13 protein-coding genes and 2 pseudogenes are annotated in these 20,399 nt (G+C 46.9%); 6 read left to right on the forward strand and 9 right to left on the reverse strand.

Annotated elements, in window-relative coordinates:
* Positions 1-102: 102 nt before the first annotated feature.
* Entirely contained in the window at positions 103-1,986 is a 1,884-nt protein-coding gene (locus KW548_13030) for a methyl-accepting chemotaxis protein (protein QXX06044.1), read from the reverse strand.
* Positions 1,987-2,424: 438 nt separating this feature from the next.
* Between KW548_13030 and KW548_13035 the strand changes: the two genes are divergently transcribed.
* From KW548_13035 to KW548_13045, 3 genes are all read left to right on the forward strand, one after another.
* Positions 2,425-3,606 (forward strand): lytic polysaccharide monooxygenase, encoded by a 1,182-nt coding sequence (locus tag KW548_13035; protein ID QXX06045.1) that lies wholly within the window; start codon positions 2,425-2,427, stop codon positions 3,604-3,606.
* 369 nt (positions 3,607-3,975) lie between these two features.
* Positions 3,976-6,018: a hypothetical protein gene (locus KW548_13040; GenBank protein ID QXX06046.1), complete on the forward strand. Its 2,043-nt coding sequence runs from the start codon at positions 3,976-3,978 to the stop codon at positions 6,016-6,018.
* Between the two features lie 10 nt (positions 6,019-6,028).
* Entirely contained in the window at positions 6,029-6,262 is a 234-nt protein-coding gene (locus KW548_13045) for a hypothetical protein (GenBank protein QXX06047.1), read from the forward strand.
* 27 nt (positions 6,263-6,289) lie between these two features.
* On the opposite strand, the gene KW548_13050 is transcribed toward KW548_13045, so the two are convergent.
* From KW548_13050 to KW548_13070, 5 genes and pseudogenes are all read right to left on the reverse strand, one after another.
* Positions 6,290-6,994, reverse strand: a complete 705-nt coding sequence (locus KW548_13050) for an ABC transporter ATP-binding protein (protein QXX06048.1) — start codon at positions 6,992-6,994, stop codon at positions 6,290-6,292.
* A gap of 25 nt (positions 6,995-7,019) precedes the next feature.
* Entirely contained in the window at positions 7,020-8,303 is a 1,284-nt protein-coding gene (locus tag KW548_13055) for an ABC transporter permease (GenBank protein ID QXX08069.1), read from the reverse strand.
* A 3-nt stretch (positions 8,304-8,306) separates the two neighbouring features.
* A pseudogene (locus KW548_13060) lies at positions 8,307-9,520 on the reverse strand (ABC transporter permease).
* Positions 9,517-10,788 carry a TolC family protein gene (locus tag KW548_13065; protein QXX06049.1) on the reverse strand — a complete coding sequence of 424 codons (1,272 nt, stop codon included), beginning with the start codon at positions 10,786-10,788 and terminating at the stop codon, positions 9,517-9,519. Before KW548_13065 ends, KW548_13060 begins: the two are co-directional and overlap by 4 nt.
* Entirely contained in the window at positions 10,781-11,914 is a 1,134-nt protein-coding gene (locus KW548_13070; protein ID QXX06050.1) for an efflux RND transporter periplasmic adaptor subunit, read from the reverse strand. Before KW548_13070 ends, KW548_13065 begins: the two co-directional genes overlap by 8 nt.
* A gap of 577 nt (positions 11,915-12,491) precedes the next feature.
* Here KW548_13070 and KW548_13075 point away from each other — a divergent pair.
* Positions 12,492-14,495 carry a M4 family metallopeptidase gene (locus tag KW548_13075; GenBank protein ID QXX06051.1) on the forward strand — a complete coding sequence of 668 codons (2,004 nt, stop codon included), beginning with the start codon at positions 12,492-12,494 and terminating at the stop codon, positions 14,493-14,495.
* A 67-nt stretch (positions 14,496-14,562) separates the two neighbouring features.
* On the opposite strand, the gene KW548_13080 is transcribed toward KW548_13075, so the two are convergent.
* Positions 14,563-16,377: a ricin-type beta-trefoil lectin domain protein gene (locus tag KW548_13080; GenBank protein QXX06052.1), complete on the reverse strand. Its 1,815-nt coding sequence runs from the start codon at positions 16,375-16,377 to the stop codon at positions 14,563-14,565.
* 290 nt (positions 16,378-16,667) lie between these two features.
* Positions 16,668-18,834 (reverse strand): annotated as a pseudogene (locus KW548_13085) (S9 family peptidase).
* A 441-nt stretch (positions 18,835-19,275) separates the two neighbouring features.
* Between KW548_13085 and KW548_13090 the strand changes: the two are divergent.
* Positions 19,276-19,449 carry a hypothetical protein gene (locus KW548_13090; protein ID QXX06053.1) on the forward strand — a complete coding sequence of 58 codons (174 nt, stop codon included), beginning with the start codon at positions 19,276-19,278 and terminating at the stop codon, positions 19,447-19,449.
* 204 nt (positions 19,450-19,653) lie between these two features.
* Here KW548_13090 and KW548_13095 read toward each other — a convergent pair whose 3' ends face one another.
* Positions 19,654-19,953 carry a YciI family protein gene (locus KW548_13095; protein ID QXX06054.1) on the reverse strand — a complete coding sequence of 100 codons (300 nt, stop codon included), beginning with the start codon at positions 19,951-19,953 and terminating at the stop codon, positions 19,654-19,656.
* A 146-nt stretch (positions 19,954-20,099) separates the two neighbouring features.
* Between KW548_13095 and KW548_13100 the strand changes: the two genes are divergently transcribed.
* Positions 20,100-20,372: a helix-turn-helix transcriptional regulator gene (locus KW548_13100; protein ID QXX06055.1), complete on the forward strand. Its 273-nt coding sequence runs from the start codon at positions 20,100-20,102 to the stop codon at positions 20,370-20,372.
* Positions 20,373-20,399 lie beyond the last annotated feature (27 nt).

Here is a 20,399-nt window from a genome sequence, read left to right on the forward strand (position 1 = left end):
CATAACAATTTTAGAGTAAAGAAAATTGAACAGGTCGCGTTGTAGATGTGAATAAAAAGGCACTCAATGAGTGCCTTAGTCAAGATGTAATTTATTGATATATCAGAGCTTAAATGTCGAAACCTTAGCCATTAGCTCGCCAGACAACCCCTTCACTGTGCCCGCTTCTTGAGAGCTTTCCTGAGCACTATTCACTAACTGATCAGCGACATCTTTAATCGAGGTGATATTTTGTGTGATCTCGTTTGTTACATGGGTTTGCTCTTCTGCCGCCGTTGCGATTTGTGTCGCCATGTCACTAATGGTCCGCACTGCCGTATTGATTTCTTCCAGTGCCACACTCGCTTTATCAGCATCTTCGACAGAATGCGTGGCCAGAGCAGAACTGTTTTCCATCAATTTAACCGCGCTACCGGTTGTGACTTGCAATGTATCGATCGTTGCTTTAATTTCTTCGGTTGAATCATGTGTTCGTTGTGAAAGCACTCGCACTTCGTCAGCGACAACCGCGAAGCCTCGCCCTTGCTCACCAGCACGTGCAGCCTCAATAGCCGCATTCAATGCCAGCAAGTTGGTTTGTTCAGCAATACCCTGAATCGTTGCCAGAACCGTAGAAATATCCTGAGAGTGGCGGTTTAACTCTCCGACCACATTACTCGCTTCTTGCAGCTCGTTAGCAAGACGGTTAATCGAGTTTTTGTTCTCAAGCACAACCGCACGTCCATTTTCTGTACTTTTCGCCGAACCTTGTGCAGATTGTGCGGTTTGCTCTGCGTGGGAAGCAATTTCGGCAGTAGCAGACGCCATCTCAGTAACAGCCGTTGCCACCATAGTGATTTCCTGCTGTTGGTGGTTTATCTCATCGACATTTCGATTCGCACGTTGGTTGCTGACTTCCGATTGCTGTGATAATTGCTGTGATTGTTCGCGGATATGCGCAATGAGCTGGTGCATACTACCAACAAAAGTGTTGAAATTATTGGCGAGCTGACCGACTTCATCGTTACTGTCCACTTTTAGTCTCTGCGTAAGATCGCCACTACCATGCGCAATCTGTTCGAGCGCGTTTGATACATTGGTTAGTGGGCGGAACAAGATGCCACACAGCATGTTAAACAAGAAAGTACAGACAATGACCACCACAATAGTCACTGCGATTTGCCCCCACACTGCGCTGTATAAAGGCGCCACCAGCGACTCGCGATTCAATACGGTGACTGTGATAAGCGGCGTCCCTTGAATTTGCGCTGCGTAAACAACACTTAACTCGCCATTCACATCTGTATAAACGTCACTGCCAGAGCTCATCGCTTGCTGGATAACACCGAAGTCTAAACCAAGCTGCTGAACAGGTTGGTTTAGCAATTTAGTCTCTTTGTGAGTAAAGACATTGCCTTGCTGATTGGCAATAAACATGTACCCTTCACCTGGAAGGATTACCTTATCTAGCCCGGAAATAATATCGGTAATTTCAACATCCGCTCCTAACACCACGTTTTCGCCACCCAGGCTAACAACACTGCCTAAAGAGACCACATTAGCCCCCGTTGCCGCTGCTACTGTTGGGTTGTCCATAAAGACTTTTGATGGATTTTTCATCGCATTGATATACCACCCCCATTTGCGCGGATCATCGTTCCCTGGAGGGAGGACGACACCATTGGCGTTGTCCTGAGAACCGTCAGGGTAGGCGAGGAACACATTGTCTAAACCTGCAGAGTTTTTCACCTGTTTGAGATTGCTCACTATCGACGCCATATTGGCATCCGGTACGATTGATGTGAGTGCTCGTTCTTTCGACTCAATCCAATCCGACACATACTGGTTATAAGAAGCGGTAGAACTTTCTAGTCGTTGAGTCACTTCGATATCTAAGCGTTGTAATGACGCCCGAAAAGACAGCAACTCGACCAACAAACCACCCACGATGATGGCAACACTGGCTGACAACGCCAGTTTATTTTTTAAAGACAAGTTTTTAAACATAGGACAACCTTTGTTTGATTATTTTTATCATCATGCAGTATTAAGCTTTAGTTGCTCGCCTACACAATTGCAAAGATAACCCACCTGCTTTGTGCCCCCTAGTTTAAGAGCCATTCTTTGTATGCTTATCACGGATTTATTTCACACTTTAAAATAAAACACGATACGGCCTGCTTTCATTGGGTCAATGTCGGTCTAACGCTCTGCGACGAATCATGACTCAAAACAACAACAAAATTATTTGAAGTGACTCGAAAGGAAAACCAACGTTCAGCAATACATTACTTATCCATGCGAACAATATGGCAATTTGACATCAAAGCGCCCAAGGATTAGCCACATTACATCACGAATTTATAAATTACTTGCTAGGTTGAGATCGCTGTTAGCGCGCTACAAGTGCTTTCAATTGTTCTACCACTATTACAAGGAAAAATTATGAAATCCTGTTTGAATGTCAGTTTAGCTACCTTGGGTTGTCTAACGGCCCTCTCTTCAGTCAACGTCGCCGCTCATGGCTGGGTTGAGTACCCGAACGCACGTCAAAATATTTGCTATCTTGATGGTGGGTTCTGGGATGATCGTATCCCTAATTCAGCCTGTCAGGCCGCATTCGACCAGTCTGGTGCTTATCCCTTTGTTCAGAGAAATGAGGTAGCTGCAAATGTCGCCAACTACCGAGATATGGCCCACGTACAAGCCATTGTTAGAGACGGAACACTTTGTAGTGGCGGAGATAATGCGAAAGCTGGGCTCGATGTTGCTTCACCGCATTGGCAGAAAACAGCGCTGTCATTAGATGCCAGCAATCAATTTGAGTTGGTGTTTAACGCAACAGCGCCACACAACCCGTCGTACTGGGAGTTTTATCTGAGCAAGCCCGAATACGACAATAGCCAGCCACTCACATGGGCAGACTTAGATTTGGTTGATACTGCAGGTAATGTCGCCGTCGATGCAAACCAAAAGTACCGAATTACGGTTACTCTACCCGCTGGTAGAAACGGGCATGCCGTTCTCTATACCCGTTGGCAACGTGAAGACCCCGCAGGTGAAGGATTCTACAATTGTAGCGACATTACCTTCAGTGGCGATGGCAGCACACCGACTGAGCCAACCGACCCCACCGATCCGGGTAACGATCTTTCCACACTAGGGTATTTCGTTCCACAAGGGTTTGGACCTCTGGAGTCTGGCGACACTGTGCGTTTTCGTACTTTTGATAAAAACGGCAGCGAGCAGCAAGACATCTCGTTGGCAATCACGGCTAACAATACCAGTGAAGAGATTTGGTCAGCAGAACTGGCTGGTCAATTTAACAGCGTCACCAATGGATCTTGGTTTATTGGAATCTGGCATGCTGAAATGAACCACTACATGTTCGACTCATCCAACATCTATAGGAATCAAGTTCATGCTCCAGCGGCGAACTTCAACTATCAGTTATCTTTAGTCAAAGGGGATACGCCTCCTCCAACACAGCCCGATAATGCTTGGTCAGCTAAGCGGGCTTATTCTGAGGGAGAGAAAGTGACTCACAAAGGCCGCGCATGGACCGCACAGTGGTGGACACGTGGCGAAGAGCCCGGCACAACGGGCGACTGGGGAGTCTGGCGCTAGTCTAACCTTACTCTTTTTTGGTACTTATTTTCATCCCCGAGGACGCCTCGGGGACGCTGGCTTATCGAGGAGCCACAGAGAGACTCAGTACCACCCCACCGCGCTTCATCTTCTCTTTCTCCGCTGATAATCGTTTGAAACGTCGCCATCGCGACGGATACCTGATGTAAACGTAACAACCATGAGTGTTATAGCAACTTATTCCGCAACCAATATGCAACACTCTGAGCACAATTTAACCTAACCTGCAAAAACATTACTCCAATTACAAGACCATTAGGTAATCTAAATCGTAATGTGGAACTGTCATTTTTGACTGCTAGAGTTATTAATTTGATTACATAACAATCACGTCAAAAGGCTAGAACCATGGGAATCGCGTATCATACCTATATTGGCAAGCAGGTCACCCACTTGCCCAACCTCCCCTGCCGAACGGCAGGAAACGTTTCTCTTAATACGCCAGTAGGCAATTGCATCGATCGCTTCGGCCGCATCTGGCTAGCAGACACGGCACACAATCGTTTGTTGGTGTTTGATAGAAAAATGAAAAAGTTACTCGCCAGTTTCGGCTCGGTGGGAAGTGGTAGCCAACAGTTTAATATGCCTTTTCGCCTTCTTCCTCACCCAGAAAAACCATGGATTTATGTCAGTGACATCGCCAACAAACGCATCCATATCCTTGAATACAATCAAGCGCTCAACATTCGATCCATTCACCGCTTCGGTGCCGGTGACCCCGTTCATCTCGAAGGACCTAATGGACTCGCGTTTTATGAGGGGAAACTATGTGTTGCTGATGAATTTTACGAAGGGCCTGACAACGAAAGCCGTTTGGTCGTGTTCGACGAAAATGGAAACTGGCTAAGGGATATTAACGTTGTCAATGCACAGCAACCGGTGCATTTTCTGTGGCCACAGGGCCTTAGCTGCGATAACAATGGACACTTATATGTTGCGAATACTGGGTTCTCTACTGTGGTTCGCTGTGACTGGGATGGAAACCCAGTCCCATTTTCCAGCGGAAAAACGTACCTAGACGATATCGACCTTGCTCGAGATGTGTCAATCATCGACAACCGCATACTCATACCGGGGGCGAAGCCGTACTCCGTTGCGGTTTACGATATTGAAGGGCACTTCTCAGGCAGTTTGAGTGGGTTCTTCTCACCGATTCAGGTCACTAAGATGCATCAGGACGTATTACTGATCACTGAGCCCATTCTCGCTTCACTACAAATTCATAAAGTGAATTGGTCCGACTTATCACCAGAACAACCAACAACGACGTTAGTGATCGACCAGTTAGGTGATGAGCGGGTTCGAAAAGGCCAGCTTCATTTTGTGACTTCGGTTGCCGGTGATACCTCACCAACCGCGCAAGGTGGATATACCAGCCAGTACCCTTTGGTCAGCGAATGGTGGGATCAACACTTCCAGCAGCAAGATAAATGGCTCAACTCAATCCATCAGCTCGATGCACCATCCTGGGTGTCGATGACATTGAGCACGCAGCTCGAATGGACGCAAAGGTGGCAACAAACCTGGGTGCGCATCTTCCTAGGCGACCAGTTTGATGACCCAGACCAACTGCTTTGGTTAGTCGATGCCGGTAACTATCAGCTTCAAGCAACAGAACGCAGCCACCCCGATGCGGCAAGACCGGGCAGCTTACCGCTTCTTCCTGGTTCTTTGGGTATCTGCTCGCTTACGCCTGTCACGCCCTTAATTGGACAGCTTAACCCTGATCTCCCGTTACTGGTTGTAAGTAACTATATCAGCGGCATTATTACCATTTACCAATACAACGAATTGATCGGCGAATTGGTGCCTTTCAGCTACTTTGGGGGGTTAGGTCACGCCGACTGGCAACTGTTTAAACCTCAAGGGATCGCGGTGGATCCGATCAGTCGAGATATCTACGTCGCTGACTCTGGCAACAACCGTATTTGCCGTTGGCGATTAAACGCTCAGGGAATTGCCGGCCTAGTGAGTACCTTTGGTCAAAAAGGCCACGGTGACCAAGATTTCTTTACCCCAACGGACATTACTATCACGCCAGACGGGCAAAAATACATTACCGATCAGAACAACAACCGAGTCGTCATTTATGACCGTCATGACAAATACGTAGGCAGTTTTGGCCAACAAGGTTACGGCACAGATAACGACAACTTCTTGCTGCCAACCAGCATCGATTTTGATGAGGGTAAATTGTTTGTATCAGATTTGGTCAACCGCGCGATTAAAGTCTTCGATCAACAAGGCCAGTTTATCGATAGCTTTAGTGGATTTGGCGCTGACCCAAGCAAAGGCGAACTATGGATGCCCTACCTTCTTCATGCGCACAATCAAACCCTTTACCTACCTGACTGCGCTTTGAATCGCGTCAACGTGTATAAAATCAGCTAAGGAGAGCGCCATGACATCAGTATTCGACAAAGCGAAGACCAAACGCCTGAAGCAAGCGACAACCGACATTTCTGAACAATCGGTGCAGGCCAGTGACAAGCTCATTCAGCACTATCAGTGTGTGACTGAGCACTGCCTCAATCAGCCTTCCTCGAGGGAAACTCGTAAAAAGCTTGAGGAGTGGCACCGTGCTCATCAATCTCATGCCATTAATCACACCTTATCTCCACCACATGAAAATTAAGCAACGCGAGCCGAATGGCTCGCTTTTTTATGCAACGTCTGAAACAGGCTGCCTGTCTGATATGACCTTACCATCCTTAATCGTAATAATGCGTTTGGTGCGTTCAGCCAGCGCATTGTCATGCGTAACGATAATCAAGGTTCGTCCTTGCGCATGTAACTGGTTAAACAAAGCTTCGATTTCAGCACCTGACTTGGAATCGAGAGCCCCGGTTGGCTCATCTGCCAAAATAATCTGCGGATCGTTCACCAGTGCTCGCGCAATCGCAACACGCTGTTTTTGGCCACCAGACAACTGATTCGGTTTATGATCGAGGCGATCGCCCAGCCCAACCTGCTCAAGCAGTTTGGCCGCACGCTGGCGACGTTCTTTGGCTTTTATACCTGAATACACTAAAGGCAACGCGACATTATCAAGCGCCGTGGCGTATTCAAGCAGGTTGAAGCTTTGAAAAACAAACCCGATTTTCTGGTTGCGTATTCCCGCTAATTCATTGGCACTCAGTGCTGCTACGTTCTGCCCATCAAGCAAATAGTCGCCATTGGTTGGTTTATCTAAGCAGCCGAGCATATTCATCAGAGTCGACTTTCCCGAACCTGAAGGGCCGAGAATGGAGAGAAATTCCCCTTGCTCAATCGTCAGTTCTACGCCATCTAATGCACGAACTTCGACTTCACCGCTTGAGTAATACTTACAAAGATTCGTCAGTTGAACCAATGCATTATCTGACATAATGACTCCTGATTTTTTGCTCACATCATTCACTTTGTAACGCCTCCATAGGTGTCACCTTAGCGGCGCGATTCGCTGGCAACCACGCTGACGCCACGCCGATGACAACCAGAGTAGCAATCACAATTGCCACCACAACCCAAGAAAGCTCTGGGACAGGTTTGCCTAAACGTTCATAAAAAACATTACCTTCTAGACTGACAGAACCCATCGCCGATACCAATGCGTAAGTGACGGCAAGCCCCAGCGCTCCGCCCATCACCATCGTCATCAGCGACTGAACTAAATAGTGGAGCCGAATCGCCGTCGGTGTCGCGCCCACAGCCATTCGCACACCAATATCTCGGGTTGAACGTTTCACCGTCGCGTACATCACATTGGCAATACCGACGCCCGCTACCGCGAGCGTGACAAAACCAATGATGCCAAGAAAGCTCTGCAAGCCAACGAGAAACTGCTGCATGCTTTTCTGCTTTAAAAACATATCTTCTACTTGAACAATCTGCTGATCAGTCACACTGGCACCATGCTTGCGTGCAATCACCTGACGAATCGTTGCCGCTAACTGAACTCTATCGACACCACTTTTTGGTTGTACGTTGATACCGGCTATATCACCACTAGTATGGAAGCGCTGCCAGGTAGAGAGCGGGACAAAACTGGAATAATTGATTGGCTCGTCCTGCTCGATATCAGCACTGTTTTTTTTCAGTACCCCCACTACGGTGAACTCTTCACTACCAATTTTGACCTTTTCTCCAACCGGATTGACTTTCAGTTTCACGGTCGCAAACCAGTGAAACTCATCTTCAGGGTTAAACAAATCAGCCGCCAATGAGTAACCGAGCACCACGACTTTGCGTTGCTCTTTCTGATCAAGCGAATTAAGCCAACGCCCACCCGGAAGCAGAGCAAGGTTAGCCATAGCTCGAAAGTCAGTGGTGACGGCAAGTGGCTCTCGCCATGTGCCGCGATCGCCGACCGTAATACGCTCGTCCCACAGTGCTGTCGGCGCTACAGCGTTGACTTCCGGCAGCGCGCTGACCACATCGGAATCATCGATTTTGAGCGTTAGTGGTTTACCTTGATGGAACACGCCATAATCTACCGTTGCCATACCACCTGTCAGGTAAATCAGATTGCCATTACCATTTTGCGCAGTTTTCAACACTCCTTGGCGGATGCCCTCCCCTACAGCCAACATGGCGGCAATACACAAAGTCGCCCAAGCAACCGCTAGGATTGTTAACCCCAGCCTCAGCTTCTCTGCTGCCATTTCTTGAAAAATCTGTCTCATTGGTAGCAACATCATTTAGGCCCTCGCACTCAACGCTAACACCGGAGTCAGACGCGATGCTCTTCTTGCGGGAAAGTAAGACGCCATTAACGCTAAGATCACGGTAACCAGTAACGATAATGCAATCGAATCGGGGGTAATCACTGGTGAGCCAATCCACTCTGGTAATGCTAGAGTGCCCAGTAGCGCAACCACTGCAAACGAGATGGTTAAACCTATAGCCGTTCCAACGGCGACCAGTATTAGCCCTTCAATGATAAACTGGCTCAGTACTGATGCTTGAGTTGCCCCTATCGCCAATCGCACACCGATCTCTCGGGTTCGTTCGGTGACTGACAGGAACATAATGTTCGCCACGCCAAGTGCTCCTACCGCCATCGTCATCGCACCGCTAGCGCCAAGAAATATTTGAATTCCGCGCAATATGCCACTGATCACGGCCGCCCCCTCACTCATATCAGGCATGTACACCGCGTCTTTATCGCTTGGGTCAAAGTGAAGCTGCTTAGCGTAAAAGCGCACAATACGCTCTCGAAACGAGGCAGAGTCCATGCCATCAACTGGTTTCATCAATAGCATCCAAGGTTTAGCGTTCCATAGGTCGCGATAGGTGGTTTGCGGGATGAAAACTCTGCGGCTATCACCAAAAGAAATGCCAGTGTCTTCATCACTGAGTACACCAATAACCAAGAAAGGAATGCCATTGACTTTGACCTCCTCACCAATCCCAATCCCCCCATTTGGGCAATCTGATCGCCCAACACAGCAACGCGAGTGTGGCTTGCAATGTCACTCGGTGAAATATTGCGAGAGCCCGTCTGAAGCTTACGCTGCGCAAGAGTAAAGTAAGCAGGGTCAATGCCACTCACTGCGCGAGCTAAGTTTTGCCCTTTGATGTTGGTGACACTGGCATCCCACTTGGCATACACAGATGCGACGTCGTTAACAAAGCCCGATTGCTTAATCATCTCGACTTTATCTTGTGGAATAGCAATTTCACGACGCGCTGGTAACCCTTGCCAAGGCTTAGTAGTTTGAGACGGGAAAACCACCTGCACGTTGTTGATCATAAATGAAAAAGACTGACTTTGATGGCGGTAGAAGCCTTCACCAAGTGCTATCAGCACTACCACAGAGATCACACCCCAGGCGATGGCAATGATCGCCAGAATGCTTTTCATCCGATGCGCGATCAGCGTCTGCCAGGTTTGCTGAAGCAAGCTACTCATGAATGAAAGGCCTGAGAGATGAGAGCCATCGTATTGTCATCGAGCTTGCCAGCCGTTTGTAGCAAACCCACTCGTTGCCGCCAGTAGTTATATAGGTTGTTTTGCAAACGGTTCTTCGCATCAAACAGATTGTTATGAGCATCAATCACTTCCGATGCTTCCAGAAGTCCAGCATCGTAGAGTTTCTCCTTACTGCTCAAAACCTTTGCACGAGACGCGACCACCTCATTGGCCATCAGAACCTGATTCCAGTTGATATCAACCTGAGTAAACTGCTGGACAATGCGTTTCTGAATATCAATTTCAACCCTGCGCAAGTCCTGCTTAGCACTCAATATATTCAGAGACGCTTGGTCGACCTTAGCACGTGTCGCACCGTTGAGATCAATCGGCACACTCAAGGTGAGCCCAGCATTAAACTCGCCGTTAGAATATTTGTCATCGTCGCTGTAGCCAACATTGCCTTTTAACGTTGGGTAATAACCGCCTTGCGCTGATTGGCGTGCAAACTCGCTGGCTTTGACCTTCTGCGCGGCAACTAACAACTCTGGGCTACTGTCTTTCGCCAATTTAAGCCATTGTTCTTGGGATGCAACCAGCATTGGAGGCTGAATCAGGTTGTCGGTACGAATTTGATCCACACGCTCGGGCATCTGATTGATCAGTGCCCCCAGCTCTGCTCTTTTCTCTTCTAACTGCGCCTGTGCGCTGAGGATACCCGCTTTATCGGTCACCAGAGTGGCCCGAATTTCCTCCACATCAATCGATTTGACCTTACCAGCCTGGTAACGTTTTTCGATAATCTTTAGCAGTTTATTACCTTCTTCTAGCTTATTTTTCGCCAATTGAAGGTCGCCTTGTGCACTCGCAAGATCAAGATAGGTCGCCAATAGCTTCTGGGCTAGTTCATTGTGAGCCTGAGATAGCTCAAGCTCCGTTCTCAGGTAGTTGGCTTGTGCTTCATCTAAGTCAGACCAAAGGCTGCTGTCCCATAGTGTTTGAGATAACGTTGCACCGTAGGTATTGGTGTTGTCACTGTCTTCATTCCAGTTTGATGACGCCGTCGCACTCAAAGAAGGCAGTATCGAACTGCGGCTGGAAGCAACCCCGACCTCACCGATTTGAACGCCAATCTTGGCTTTCTCGTAATCGGGATCACTCTGTTTCGCTTGCTTCCACGCTTGTTCAATCGAAATGGCAGAGCTGGGGAAGCTCAAGGTCGTCAACAGTAAAGTGCAACCAATCAATGACAGGTGACGTTTAACCATGAGAGGCTCCCACCATACTGCTATCGAGAATAGCTTCTCCAAGTTCAACACCTTGCAAAACTTCAACATTGATACCGTCAGATAAGCCAAGCTTGACCTGCTGTTTGTGGTACCCGCGCTCAGAGTCATCAGGGATTAATACATTTGGCATGTCACCTTCAAATTGCAGTGCTCGCTCTGGCAAAGTCAGTACATTTTCAGATTTTTTGAGCGTGATCTTTGCTGTAGAAGAGAATCCCGAACGTAATGTCACGTCTTGGGGAATGTTTAACTCACCCACCTCAACTTCAAAACCGTTATCGAAACTTTTGGCTGTCGACGTGTCCTGTGGGGAGTTTAGGTTTTCCGACTGAATGGCCACCTTAGTCAGTACCCCTTCAATTTGAAGATCAGGATAAGGCGCTACGGTGATGACAACCGGCATACCCGAGGTCAGTTGCGCAGCGTCATGTTCACTCACACTACCTTTAAAGATCAAGCTATTCATGTCTGCGAGAGACATCATTTCCGTGGCGGCCTGACTCGATTCCGTCGAAATAATCGGCTCGCCTACTTCCACTTTTCGGTTCAACACCGTGCCATCAATCGGCGCATAAATGGTCGACGTCAGACGAGCATCGCCTATCGATGCTTCACCACTTTGAATCAGTTCAAGGTTTTGACGTTTTTGCAGTACCGTTGCTTGTGCCGATTTGACTTCTGATCGCGCGCTAACGTAATCATCGTAGTTGCTTGGAATAATATTTTGCTTAACCAGACTTTCTAAGTTCACCAATTTTTGTTTCGCTGACTCCAACGCCGCCTCACTGCTCATCAACTCTGTAGACGCATCGGTCAATGCTTTTGGCGTAGGGTTTGGGCGCACTTTAATAAGCGCCTGTCCCTGTTTGACGTTCTCTCCGACCTGAGCGTAAATCTCTCCGACAATACCGTCGATCTGCGATTTAATGGACACCGAGTGTGCTGGAACAATTTTACCTACCGCCACGGCTTCCTTCTCGATTGTACCTTTCTCCACAACCAAGGTCGGCATCACCTCCGGCTGAGCAGAAGATTGTAGATAAAAATACGCGCCACCGCCGAGCAGCGCGATGCTCGCAGCAGACAAAAGCCAACGTTTAGCCATGCTTTACTTCCAATGATTTTTATGTGTAGCCATCTGACTACCCTGAGATTATTAAGTTCCGAAAATCATACAACGTACTCGCTCACCAAATACATCCGCAGATTGTATGAGTTTGTCGGCAAATTCAGACAATTAAAAAAACGACTCAAGTAATACACTCAGGCCGGTCTACAGGAAAGTAAATTAATCTAAATCTATTTTGACAATGGATGAACGCCAAACCTTATACAGCTAAGCTCATCTGTTAGTAAGCTGAAGTAGCGAATCAACACAAAATAATACAAAGGGTTAATTTAAACTTAAGGCAATGAATTAAAAGGTTAAATATAATGTCCATTTTGGGCTTTTTGTTTTTTTAATATGTAACATCTGGCGCGAACACGACCAAATCGCTCCCAACATAAAATGGGAATGATCAATTCTCGAATCGGCATCTCATTTACCATAGAAACGTTTAAATGTTTTGCACCCACTCATCATATAAAATCAATTGCATTTACGTTTTTAGCGACGTATCACTACTCTAAGCACGCACTTTTTACCCCAATCAATTGAAAAATAATTCCAAAGGTGAAGTATGCGTAACGCTAATTTACTGATGCTGTTTCCAATGGCATTCGCTTCTCAAGCTGCCAACGTTGTTGACTACTCGCAAGTTGACCTTTCTCAGGTCCTCAATCCGCCAACTGCACGGGCATTTTCAGCACCTAACCAGCCTCTGGCGTATCAGGATGCCAGTCGTGTTAAAGCAGGCCCGCAAACACTACTTCGCAAACAACAACTGCATTATGGTGTACCGGTTTACGGCCAGTCTTTAGTTGCTCAGGTTTCCGCTCAAGGAACAGTGACACCAGTTGATGGCTCAGTCCTAACCGACATTGACGCCGATATTGGTTCTACCTTACCCATGCTCAACGCGAAGCAAGCGATAGAGCTGGCAAAAGGCAATAGCCAAGGTTTTGCCTCTCAAGCGATTCGCGACCCAAACGCAGAACTCATGATCTGGCAAGATGAGCAAGATATCGCTCGTTTGGTCTACAAAGTCGACTTTATTCAAATGAGTGGAATGGGCCCTTCAAGGCCGATTACGCTTGTCGATGCCAAATCTGGTGACGTGCTTGATCGATGGGAAGGGATTGCTTTCATTGAAGCCGAAGGACCGGGCGGCAATAGGAAAAGTGGCCGCTACTACTTCGGACCCAAAACCCAATATGGCGGCTTTGAAGTCAACCAATACTGCCAAATGGATAGCCCAAATGTCATCACACTCAACATGAACAATCAGCAATACGGTGGGCAAGTTCATCAGTTTGACTGTAACGTCAACAACTACCGTAGCGTAAACGGTGCCTATGCGCCGATGAATGACGCACACTACTTCGGTCAGCGCGTTTTCGATATGTACATGGATTGGCTCAACACCCGACCTATTCGCCAGAAACTGACCATGCGTGTGCACTATGGCTCCAACTACGGCAACGCGTTCTGGGATGGTCGCCAAATGACCTTTGGTGATGGTAACCAATCAATGTATCCACTGGCCACATGGGATGTGATTGCGCATGAAGTCAGCCATGGTTTTACCGAGCAGAACTCAGGGCTGGAATACCGTGGTATGTCGGGTGGGATGAATGAGTCCTTTTCTGATGTCGCTGCGGCCGCACTCAGCCAGTACGTGCACGGTAGCTTCAACTGGAAAATGGGCGAACATGTCATGAAGTACTCTGATGCCATGCGTTACTTTATTCAGCCAAGCAAAGACGGCGTCTCCATTGACCATATCAACCAGTATTACAATGGTATTGACGTCCACCATAGTTCTGGTGTCTTCAACAAGGCATTTTATCATCTTGCCACCAGCTCAAACTGGGACATCAAAAAAGCGTTTATTGCCTATGCCACAGCTAACCAGCTTTACTGGCGACCAAACTCTGATTTTCAGCAAGGTGCAGAAGGGGTCTGTAAAGCAGCTAATGAGCTGGGGTACGACACTTCGGCGGTAAACCATGCGTTCGCTCAGGTGGGGATTCAGGTGACACAATGTTCGGCTGGACAGCCAGATCCTGAACCGACACCGAATCCCGATATCGTTAGCCTACAACTCAATACGCCAAGTGCGATTCAATCAGCGGGTAATGACGTGCAACACTTCGTGCTGAAGAATGCCCCCTCTGAGGATATCTGGGTACAAACCTATAACGGTTATGGCAATGTTGATATGTATGTTGCGATAAATCGTCCTGCTTCACTGTCGGATCATGATTGTGCGTCCACCAACCGTGATAACAATGAATATTGTGGTTTCAGCGGTGTCGAGAATGCCGATGTTTATGTGATGGTCACAGGTGCACGTAGCGCTTCAGATGCTTATGTTGGCGTTAGTGCCTATCTCGAACAACCGACACCAGAACCACAGGACTTGTGTGCTAACTTAGAAGAATGGTCACCGTATTACTATTACCCACAAGGCACTCAGGTGCAGTCCTACGGGAACCGCTTTATCGCTACCCAAACCAACTGGGGCGCCGATCCTTACAGTAACTATTGGTACTGGTCATTTGAAGGCAGCTGCCTACAATAATCGGATAAAAAAAAGAGCCCGCAAGCGGGCTCTTTAGTCAGGAGAACATAGTTACTGTTTTAGTGTCTTATTTCCAAGACCACTGACTGCCGTCAACATCAGCTTGGACCAACCAGCTATTGGAGTTCCATTTCAAAGCGTTATCAACACTATTTTTCAGCTGGCCATTTTCCATTCTCCATGTCTGATTCGGGCGCTGGCTACACGTTTCCATAGTGATACTTGTCCCTTGCTGATCCAGACACAAACCTGGTGCTACCTTGCTGATCATCTTGCCTTCAGCTGTCAGCTGCCATAATTGGTTATCACCGCTGTGACAGCTCCAGCCATACACTCGTGCTCCTGGTGTCGCAGAACTTCCTTCAACGTCCAGACACTGGCTACCCTGAGTAGCAATTTGCTTCCATTGCTCGGCTGGTTGTTCGTCGCCTGAAGCCGCGCTAAACAAAGCTGAAACCACAGAAGTCATAGGTTGAGTGTAACGAGACGCTTTAGGCGCTCGGTCTTGCCAGCTCTGTGGAATTGGCTGAGTCACATCCCATTCACCACTGCCATCATAATAAGACTTCGCTACCGCTTCAGGGGTCGGTGTCCAAAGGAAATCAGGATGACGATTCTGATACCACTCGCCTCCGATGACATTGCCTTGCGCGTCAATTTCTAGGTCGTAGTAATACGTCACTCGCGAGACACCATCAAGCTTAGGCTTGTCGTAGTTTCGATGAGTTGGATTCGTCTCTACCATGTAATCAACTACCATCTGTACACCAACGACTGAGACAGCACGTGATGCACGATACTGGGTGAACTTATCTTTTTTGTAGTCCGCCATCGCGATAGTCACATCGGCTGGATTGCCTGATGAACGGTTGGTCTCTGGGTTAAAGTATTTAACCTGATAACCAAGAATAGGCTGGTTCCATACTTGGTAATCGTATGTCGCATCCATAATCATGCTACGACCAGTAATACCGATCTGGTTTAGTACGGATAAGTGCCAGCTTGCCGGGTTGTTGTCGACACAGTCAGGTTCGATAACACGGCCATTTTCGTCTTTTTCAGGATCCTTAATATTACAGCGACCACCAATAAAACGTGTATTGAACGGCGCTTCTGCCCAAAGCAGTGTGCCTAGAGCTTTGACGTCTGACGGATAGAATTTGAGCATCTCTCCGTTTGCATCAGGCACTGTAATCGACTTTTCAGGACGAGGAAGCATGTAAGCCGCGGCTGCCCAGCCATGACAAAGCCCCATCCAGCGCTCTACTTTGCCCTGAGACTCATAGTAACCTTTACCTGAATCCCACGAACGCTTGGTCAGCGTAAAGTTTTTATCGCCAACCAACAAATCATACTTTTCTGCCGGAGAGAGCAAGTGGCGCTGCTCATTCGAGTAACTCTCTAGCGGTTTGATAGTGTGTGAAAAGTCGTAGTATTCCTGCCAATCTGACGCATAAAGTTCACGGTCAGAGTAGCGCCAAGCCGCTGCACCAGAGTACAGAGGCCAGTAAGTATCAGACCAAGGCTGAACATCCAGATACTTCGAATCTGGTGCAGCGTTATCCAATTCAACCAGATTACGAATCAGCGCATTACCGACATCAACCAAACGAGCTGGGTTGTCGTTGTTGAGGTTTGCAGAGAATCGAGGAGCAATAACTGGCTCCGCTCTTTCCATAACCGTTTCGCGCATTTGCTCTCTGAAACGCTCAAGATCCTCAGCGCTCATGGTTTGATATTCGTCTCCTTCTTTCTCTGGTAACGCATCCATGACTTTTTGCGGATTGGCGTGAAAATCCGTCATAAACGCATCTATGCCTGTATTGTCCGCAATAGCGGTCAAAGGCACCGAGATAGACAACAAGGTGATGATTTTTTTCATTATATAACTCTACGTTGTTAGTTTTCGTGTTTTATCAGCCAGAGTGATACCTCTACTCTTGGCGGCAGGTAGAGTGGTGATCTTTGTTCTGTAAATCAATCGAGAAAATCAACCAAACATCAGAACCGTGAATAATTCCAACAAAAAACAGGCTGGGTAATTCAGGGTTTATCTAGAACTATTTTTGTTTATATATGAGAAGGTTAGTTGCAATGCCCTATTTTTGTTAACTTTGCTGTGCGAACAAAAATGCCCGCGTAACGCGGGCATTTCGATGACTTGGTCAATTTTTACTCTTCGCTGAGCAAATCTAAGAAAAAAGCGTATTCCAATGCATCTTCTCGTAAACGCTTAAAGCGACCAGATGCACCACCATGACCTGCCTCCATGTCTGTTTTAAACAGCAGCACGTTGTTATCCGTTTTCAATTCACGCAATTTCGCCACCCATTTCATTGGCTCAAAATACTGAACTTGCGAATCATGCAGGCCTGTTGTCACTAACATGTTCGGGTAGCTCTGCGCTTTGACATTGTCGTAAGGTGAGTAGCTCAGCATGTAATCGTAGTATTGCTTGTCGTTCGGGTTACCCCATTCGTCGTATTCATTGGTTGTCAGTGGAATAGACTCGTCCAGCATGGTTGTGACCACGTCGACAAACGGAACATGAGCAGCGATACCTCGATACAGCTCAGGCGCCTGATTGATAACCGCCCCCATCAGTAGGCCTCCCGCCGAACCACCGACAGCAAACACTTTATCTTCTGCACCATAGCCAGCTTCCGTTAAACCTTTGGTGACATCGATAAAGTCATTAAACGTATTCTGCTTGGTTAACTTTTTACCGTCTTCATACCAAGGTCTTCCTAACATCTCTGAACCACGGATATGGGCAATGGCATAGACGAATCCGCGATCCAACAAACTCAGCCGCGCTGAGCGAAACGTAGGATCTATGGTGTGACCGTATGAACCATAACCGTATTGATAGATAGGATTCGTGCCGTCTTTTTTTGAATTTATCCTTGCGGTAAACCAGCGAAACCGGCACTTGCTGACCATCTCGAGCGGTGATCATAATACGTTCTGATTGATAGTCATCAGCATCAAAATCACCCAGCACTGGCGTTTGCTTCATGATTGCAGATTCACCGGAGTTAAGGTCAAAATCATAATAAGTGCCTGGCGTGGTAAGGCTACTGTAATAAATCCGAACTTTTGAATTATCGAGCTCTAGGTTGCCAGTCATATAAGCGGCAAAGGCTGTGTCGTTAAAGACTAATGGAAACTCCTTGCCCGTGGAAAGCTGACGCACCTTAACCGTGGTTAAGCCCTCTTTGCGCTGCTCATACACTAAATGGTCTTTAAACAAGGTGAAATCGACCAGTTGAGTTTGATTATCTGCGGCAATAACATCCTGCCATTTTGAACGGTCATTAACCTGATCTTTATGTACCTTCATTAAACGAAAGTTCACAGCCTGATAATTGGTGTAGATATAGTACCAGTCGCCGAGCTTGGCGATACTGTACTCAATGCCTTCTTCTCTTGGGTAGAAAGGTTGTGCCTTAGCTTCGGGATCATTGGCATCAATAACAGAGACCCCGCTTGTCTCCGTACTTGAGTGGAAGATATAGACTTGGTCGCCATCTTTACTCTTGCCTAACGACATGTAATACGCACTATCATCTTCTTGATAAATCAACGCATCGCTGCTTTGTGGCGTTCCTAACACATGTCGATAAACTTGGTAACCCAGCAATGTCTGAGGGTCTTTCTTAATATAGTAAAACGCTTGGTTGTCATTTTGCCAAGCCACACCGCTCGATGCCCCTTCCACTTCATCATTGAGATACTCGCCTGTGGCAATATCTTTGACTCGAATAGTGTAAATACGGCGGCTTAAGGTATCTTCTCCATACGCCAGCAAATTCTCATTCGGGCTAACATACAAACCACCAGTGCTGAAAAACTCATGCTCTTTCGCCAACTCGTTAACGTCTAAAATGACGGTCTTATCTGTCCCTGAGAAATCTTTGGCACGCTGGTAGATAGGGTACTCATTGTCGCCAGATACTTGGTTCGAATAGAAATAACTTCCTTCTCTTACAGGCACTGAACTGTCATCTTTTGCGATACGTCCTTTAATCTCTTGGAATAACTTTTCCTGTCGCTGCTCAGTGTGTTTTAACACCGAATCCGTGTATTGATTTTCTTTTTCGAGATGCGCCAATATCTCGGCATCTTTTCGTTCATCGTCACGCATCCAGTAGTAATTATCTATACGACGCTCACCGTGATGATTAAGCGCATAGGGTTCTTTTTTAGCAACGGGAGCCGGAACTTGCTGTACTGCAAATTCTAATTGAGAAGGTTGAGCCACAGTTTGCACTCCTTGGGAACTGCACCCGGCAATAAGCGCCACAGATACAGCTAATGTAGTTAAGGGAAAACGCATCTATCGATCCTTAAAGCATTCATCAAGCTGACTTATCTCACTCAGTGAACACATCGGTAAAACAGCTTAGATAGTGAAGCGCTACTGTTATAAAACTCAGCAAAAGAACTCCAATATCTTATATTTAACAGTCGGTTACGCTATCAAACATACATTCAAGGTTCAAATAGTATTAAGGGTTATTATGTCGAAAGTAAGCAATCACTGACAAGCTAAAACTGGGCAAACAATACGTCCTCCATTCACCTGAATCGCAAAGTGGCTAAATTTCACTAAGAAACACAACAGAGTGTCATTCGATTTTGAGACATGCAGTCAATAATCATTAATTTGGTTAATTTAAAGGTTAAATAATGCATTATCACTGGTCTTTCAGTTAGATTAATGTGCACACAAATTAATATCATTACTCTCATCTCTTTCAATGACTTAAGGTGCATCATGGCTGTAACAGTTAATGCAAATGGCGGCTGTGCCAATGCCAAGAACGAAGGCAAGGATAAGCCACGCACCCCATGTGTACACCGTAAAAATGGCTCGCCGGTCAACCACGAATTAGTCAACACAGACGGCGAATTAATGACGAAAAAAGGCAAGTTGGAGATAGGAAAGTGAATGAGGCAGCTTACATTCTGTTCCACCGTACCATTGTCGAGCGTATCATGGCGACCAATCCGATTAACACCACCTTTATACCCTGTGAATAATGTAATTAAATCAACAGCCCTAATAATGGCTACCCCGCTATTGGTAGATATAATCTGACAGGCACCGAGACGAAAAGTGGGTAACTGTCAGATCAAGTCTGAATTGGTATACTTAAGGCCCCACCCGCTCAACGATATCGGCGTATCTTTCGCTGGCCATTACAGGAATAAACTCCGTAATAACGTAACTGGCTGCACCACTTTGGATAAATGGGTCTGACGCTAATACGTCGACCAGTTCTTCCTTGGTTGGATGGGCCGAAATCAATAAACCACCCGTTCTTGGCACTTTTCTACCACCAAACATCAGTAGATTCGACTGATACTGCTGCTCCAAGTATTTTTTATGCTGCTCCGTCAACGCTGGAGTAATCTTGCTCATGTCTGTGAAATTTAGATCAACCAAATACATCTCTGCCTCGCTTTACGATGAGTTAAATTGTAAAATGCTACTTATTTCGTAGCAAACTATAACGCTACTAATTTAGAAGCGCAAGAGAAATGAAGACACCAATACCAAACACACCGGTTCGAGGCTCCACATCTGGTATAGCGATTATGGCTGTATTTGATTTGCTCGGAAGGAAATGGAATATGAGAATTCTATGGGAACTCAACGCAAAGCCATTAACCTTTAGAGCGTTGCAAAGCCAGTGCGAAGGAATGTCTCCTTCTGTTTTGAACAGCAGAATTAAGCAGCTTTCAGAAGCAAAGCTCGTCTGCAAAACAGAACAAGGCTACACACTGACCCCACTCGGCTACTCTCTGATGCAAACACTCGACCCTTTGAGAGATTGGGCAGCCGCTTGGGAAGACGAACTGGAGCATTAACCGCCATAACGAGCCTGACCATTACCT

Origin of the sequence: Vibrio neptunius, from assembly GCA_019339365.1 — a bacterium.
GTDB lineage: Bacteria > Pseudomonadota > Gammaproteobacteria > Enterobacterales > Vibrionaceae > Vibrio > Vibrio neptunius.

Coding starts and splice junctions, on each gene's coding strand:
- KW548_13045 (QXX06047.1), top strand. CDS start 6,029: ATGACATCAGTATTCGACAAAGCGAAGACCAAACGCCTGAAGCAAGCG.
- KW548_13070 (QXX06050.1), bottom strand. CDS start 11,914: ATGGCTAAACGTTGGCTTTTGTCTGCTGCGAGCATCGCGCTGCTCGGC.
- KW548_13065 (QXX06049.1), bottom strand. CDS start 10,788: ATGGTTAAACGTCACCTGTCATTGATTGGTTGCACTTTACTGTTGACG.
- KW548_13075 (QXX06051.1), top strand. CDS start 12,492: ATGCGTAACGCTAATTTACTGATGCTGTTTCCAATGGCATTCGCTTCT.
- KW548_13040 (QXX06046.1), top strand. CDS start 3,976: ATGGGAATCGCGTATCATACCTATATTGGCAAGCAGGTCACCCACTTG.
- KW548_13100 (QXX06055.1), top strand. CDS start 20,100: ATGGCTGTATTTGATTTGCTCGGAAGGAAATGGAATATGAGAATTCTA.
- KW548_13035 (QXX06045.1), top strand. CDS start 2,425: ATGAAATCCTGTTTGAATGTCAGTTTAGCTACCTTGGGTTGTCTAACG.
- KW548_13055 (QXX08069.1), bottom strand. CDS start 8,303: ATGTTGCTACCAATGAGACAGATTTTTCAAGAAATGGCAGCAGAGAAG.
- KW548_13095 (QXX06054.1), bottom strand. CDS start 19,953: ATGTATTTGGTTGATCTAAATTTCACAGACATGAGCAAGATTACTCCA.
- KW548_13090 (QXX06053.1), top strand. CDS start 19,276: ATGGCTGTAACAGTTAATGCAAATGGCGGCTGTGCCAATGCCAAGAAC.
- KW548_13030 (QXX06044.1), bottom strand. CDS start 1,986: ATGTTTAAAAACTTGTCTTTAAAAAATAAACTGGCGTTGTCAGCCAGT.
- KW548_13080 (QXX06052.1), bottom strand. CDS start 16,377: ATGAAAAAAATCATCACCTTGTTGTCTATCTCGGTGCCTTTGACCGCT.
- KW548_13050 (QXX06048.1), bottom strand. CDS start 6,994: ATGTCAGATAATGCATTGGTTCAACTGACGAATCTTTGTAAGTATTAC.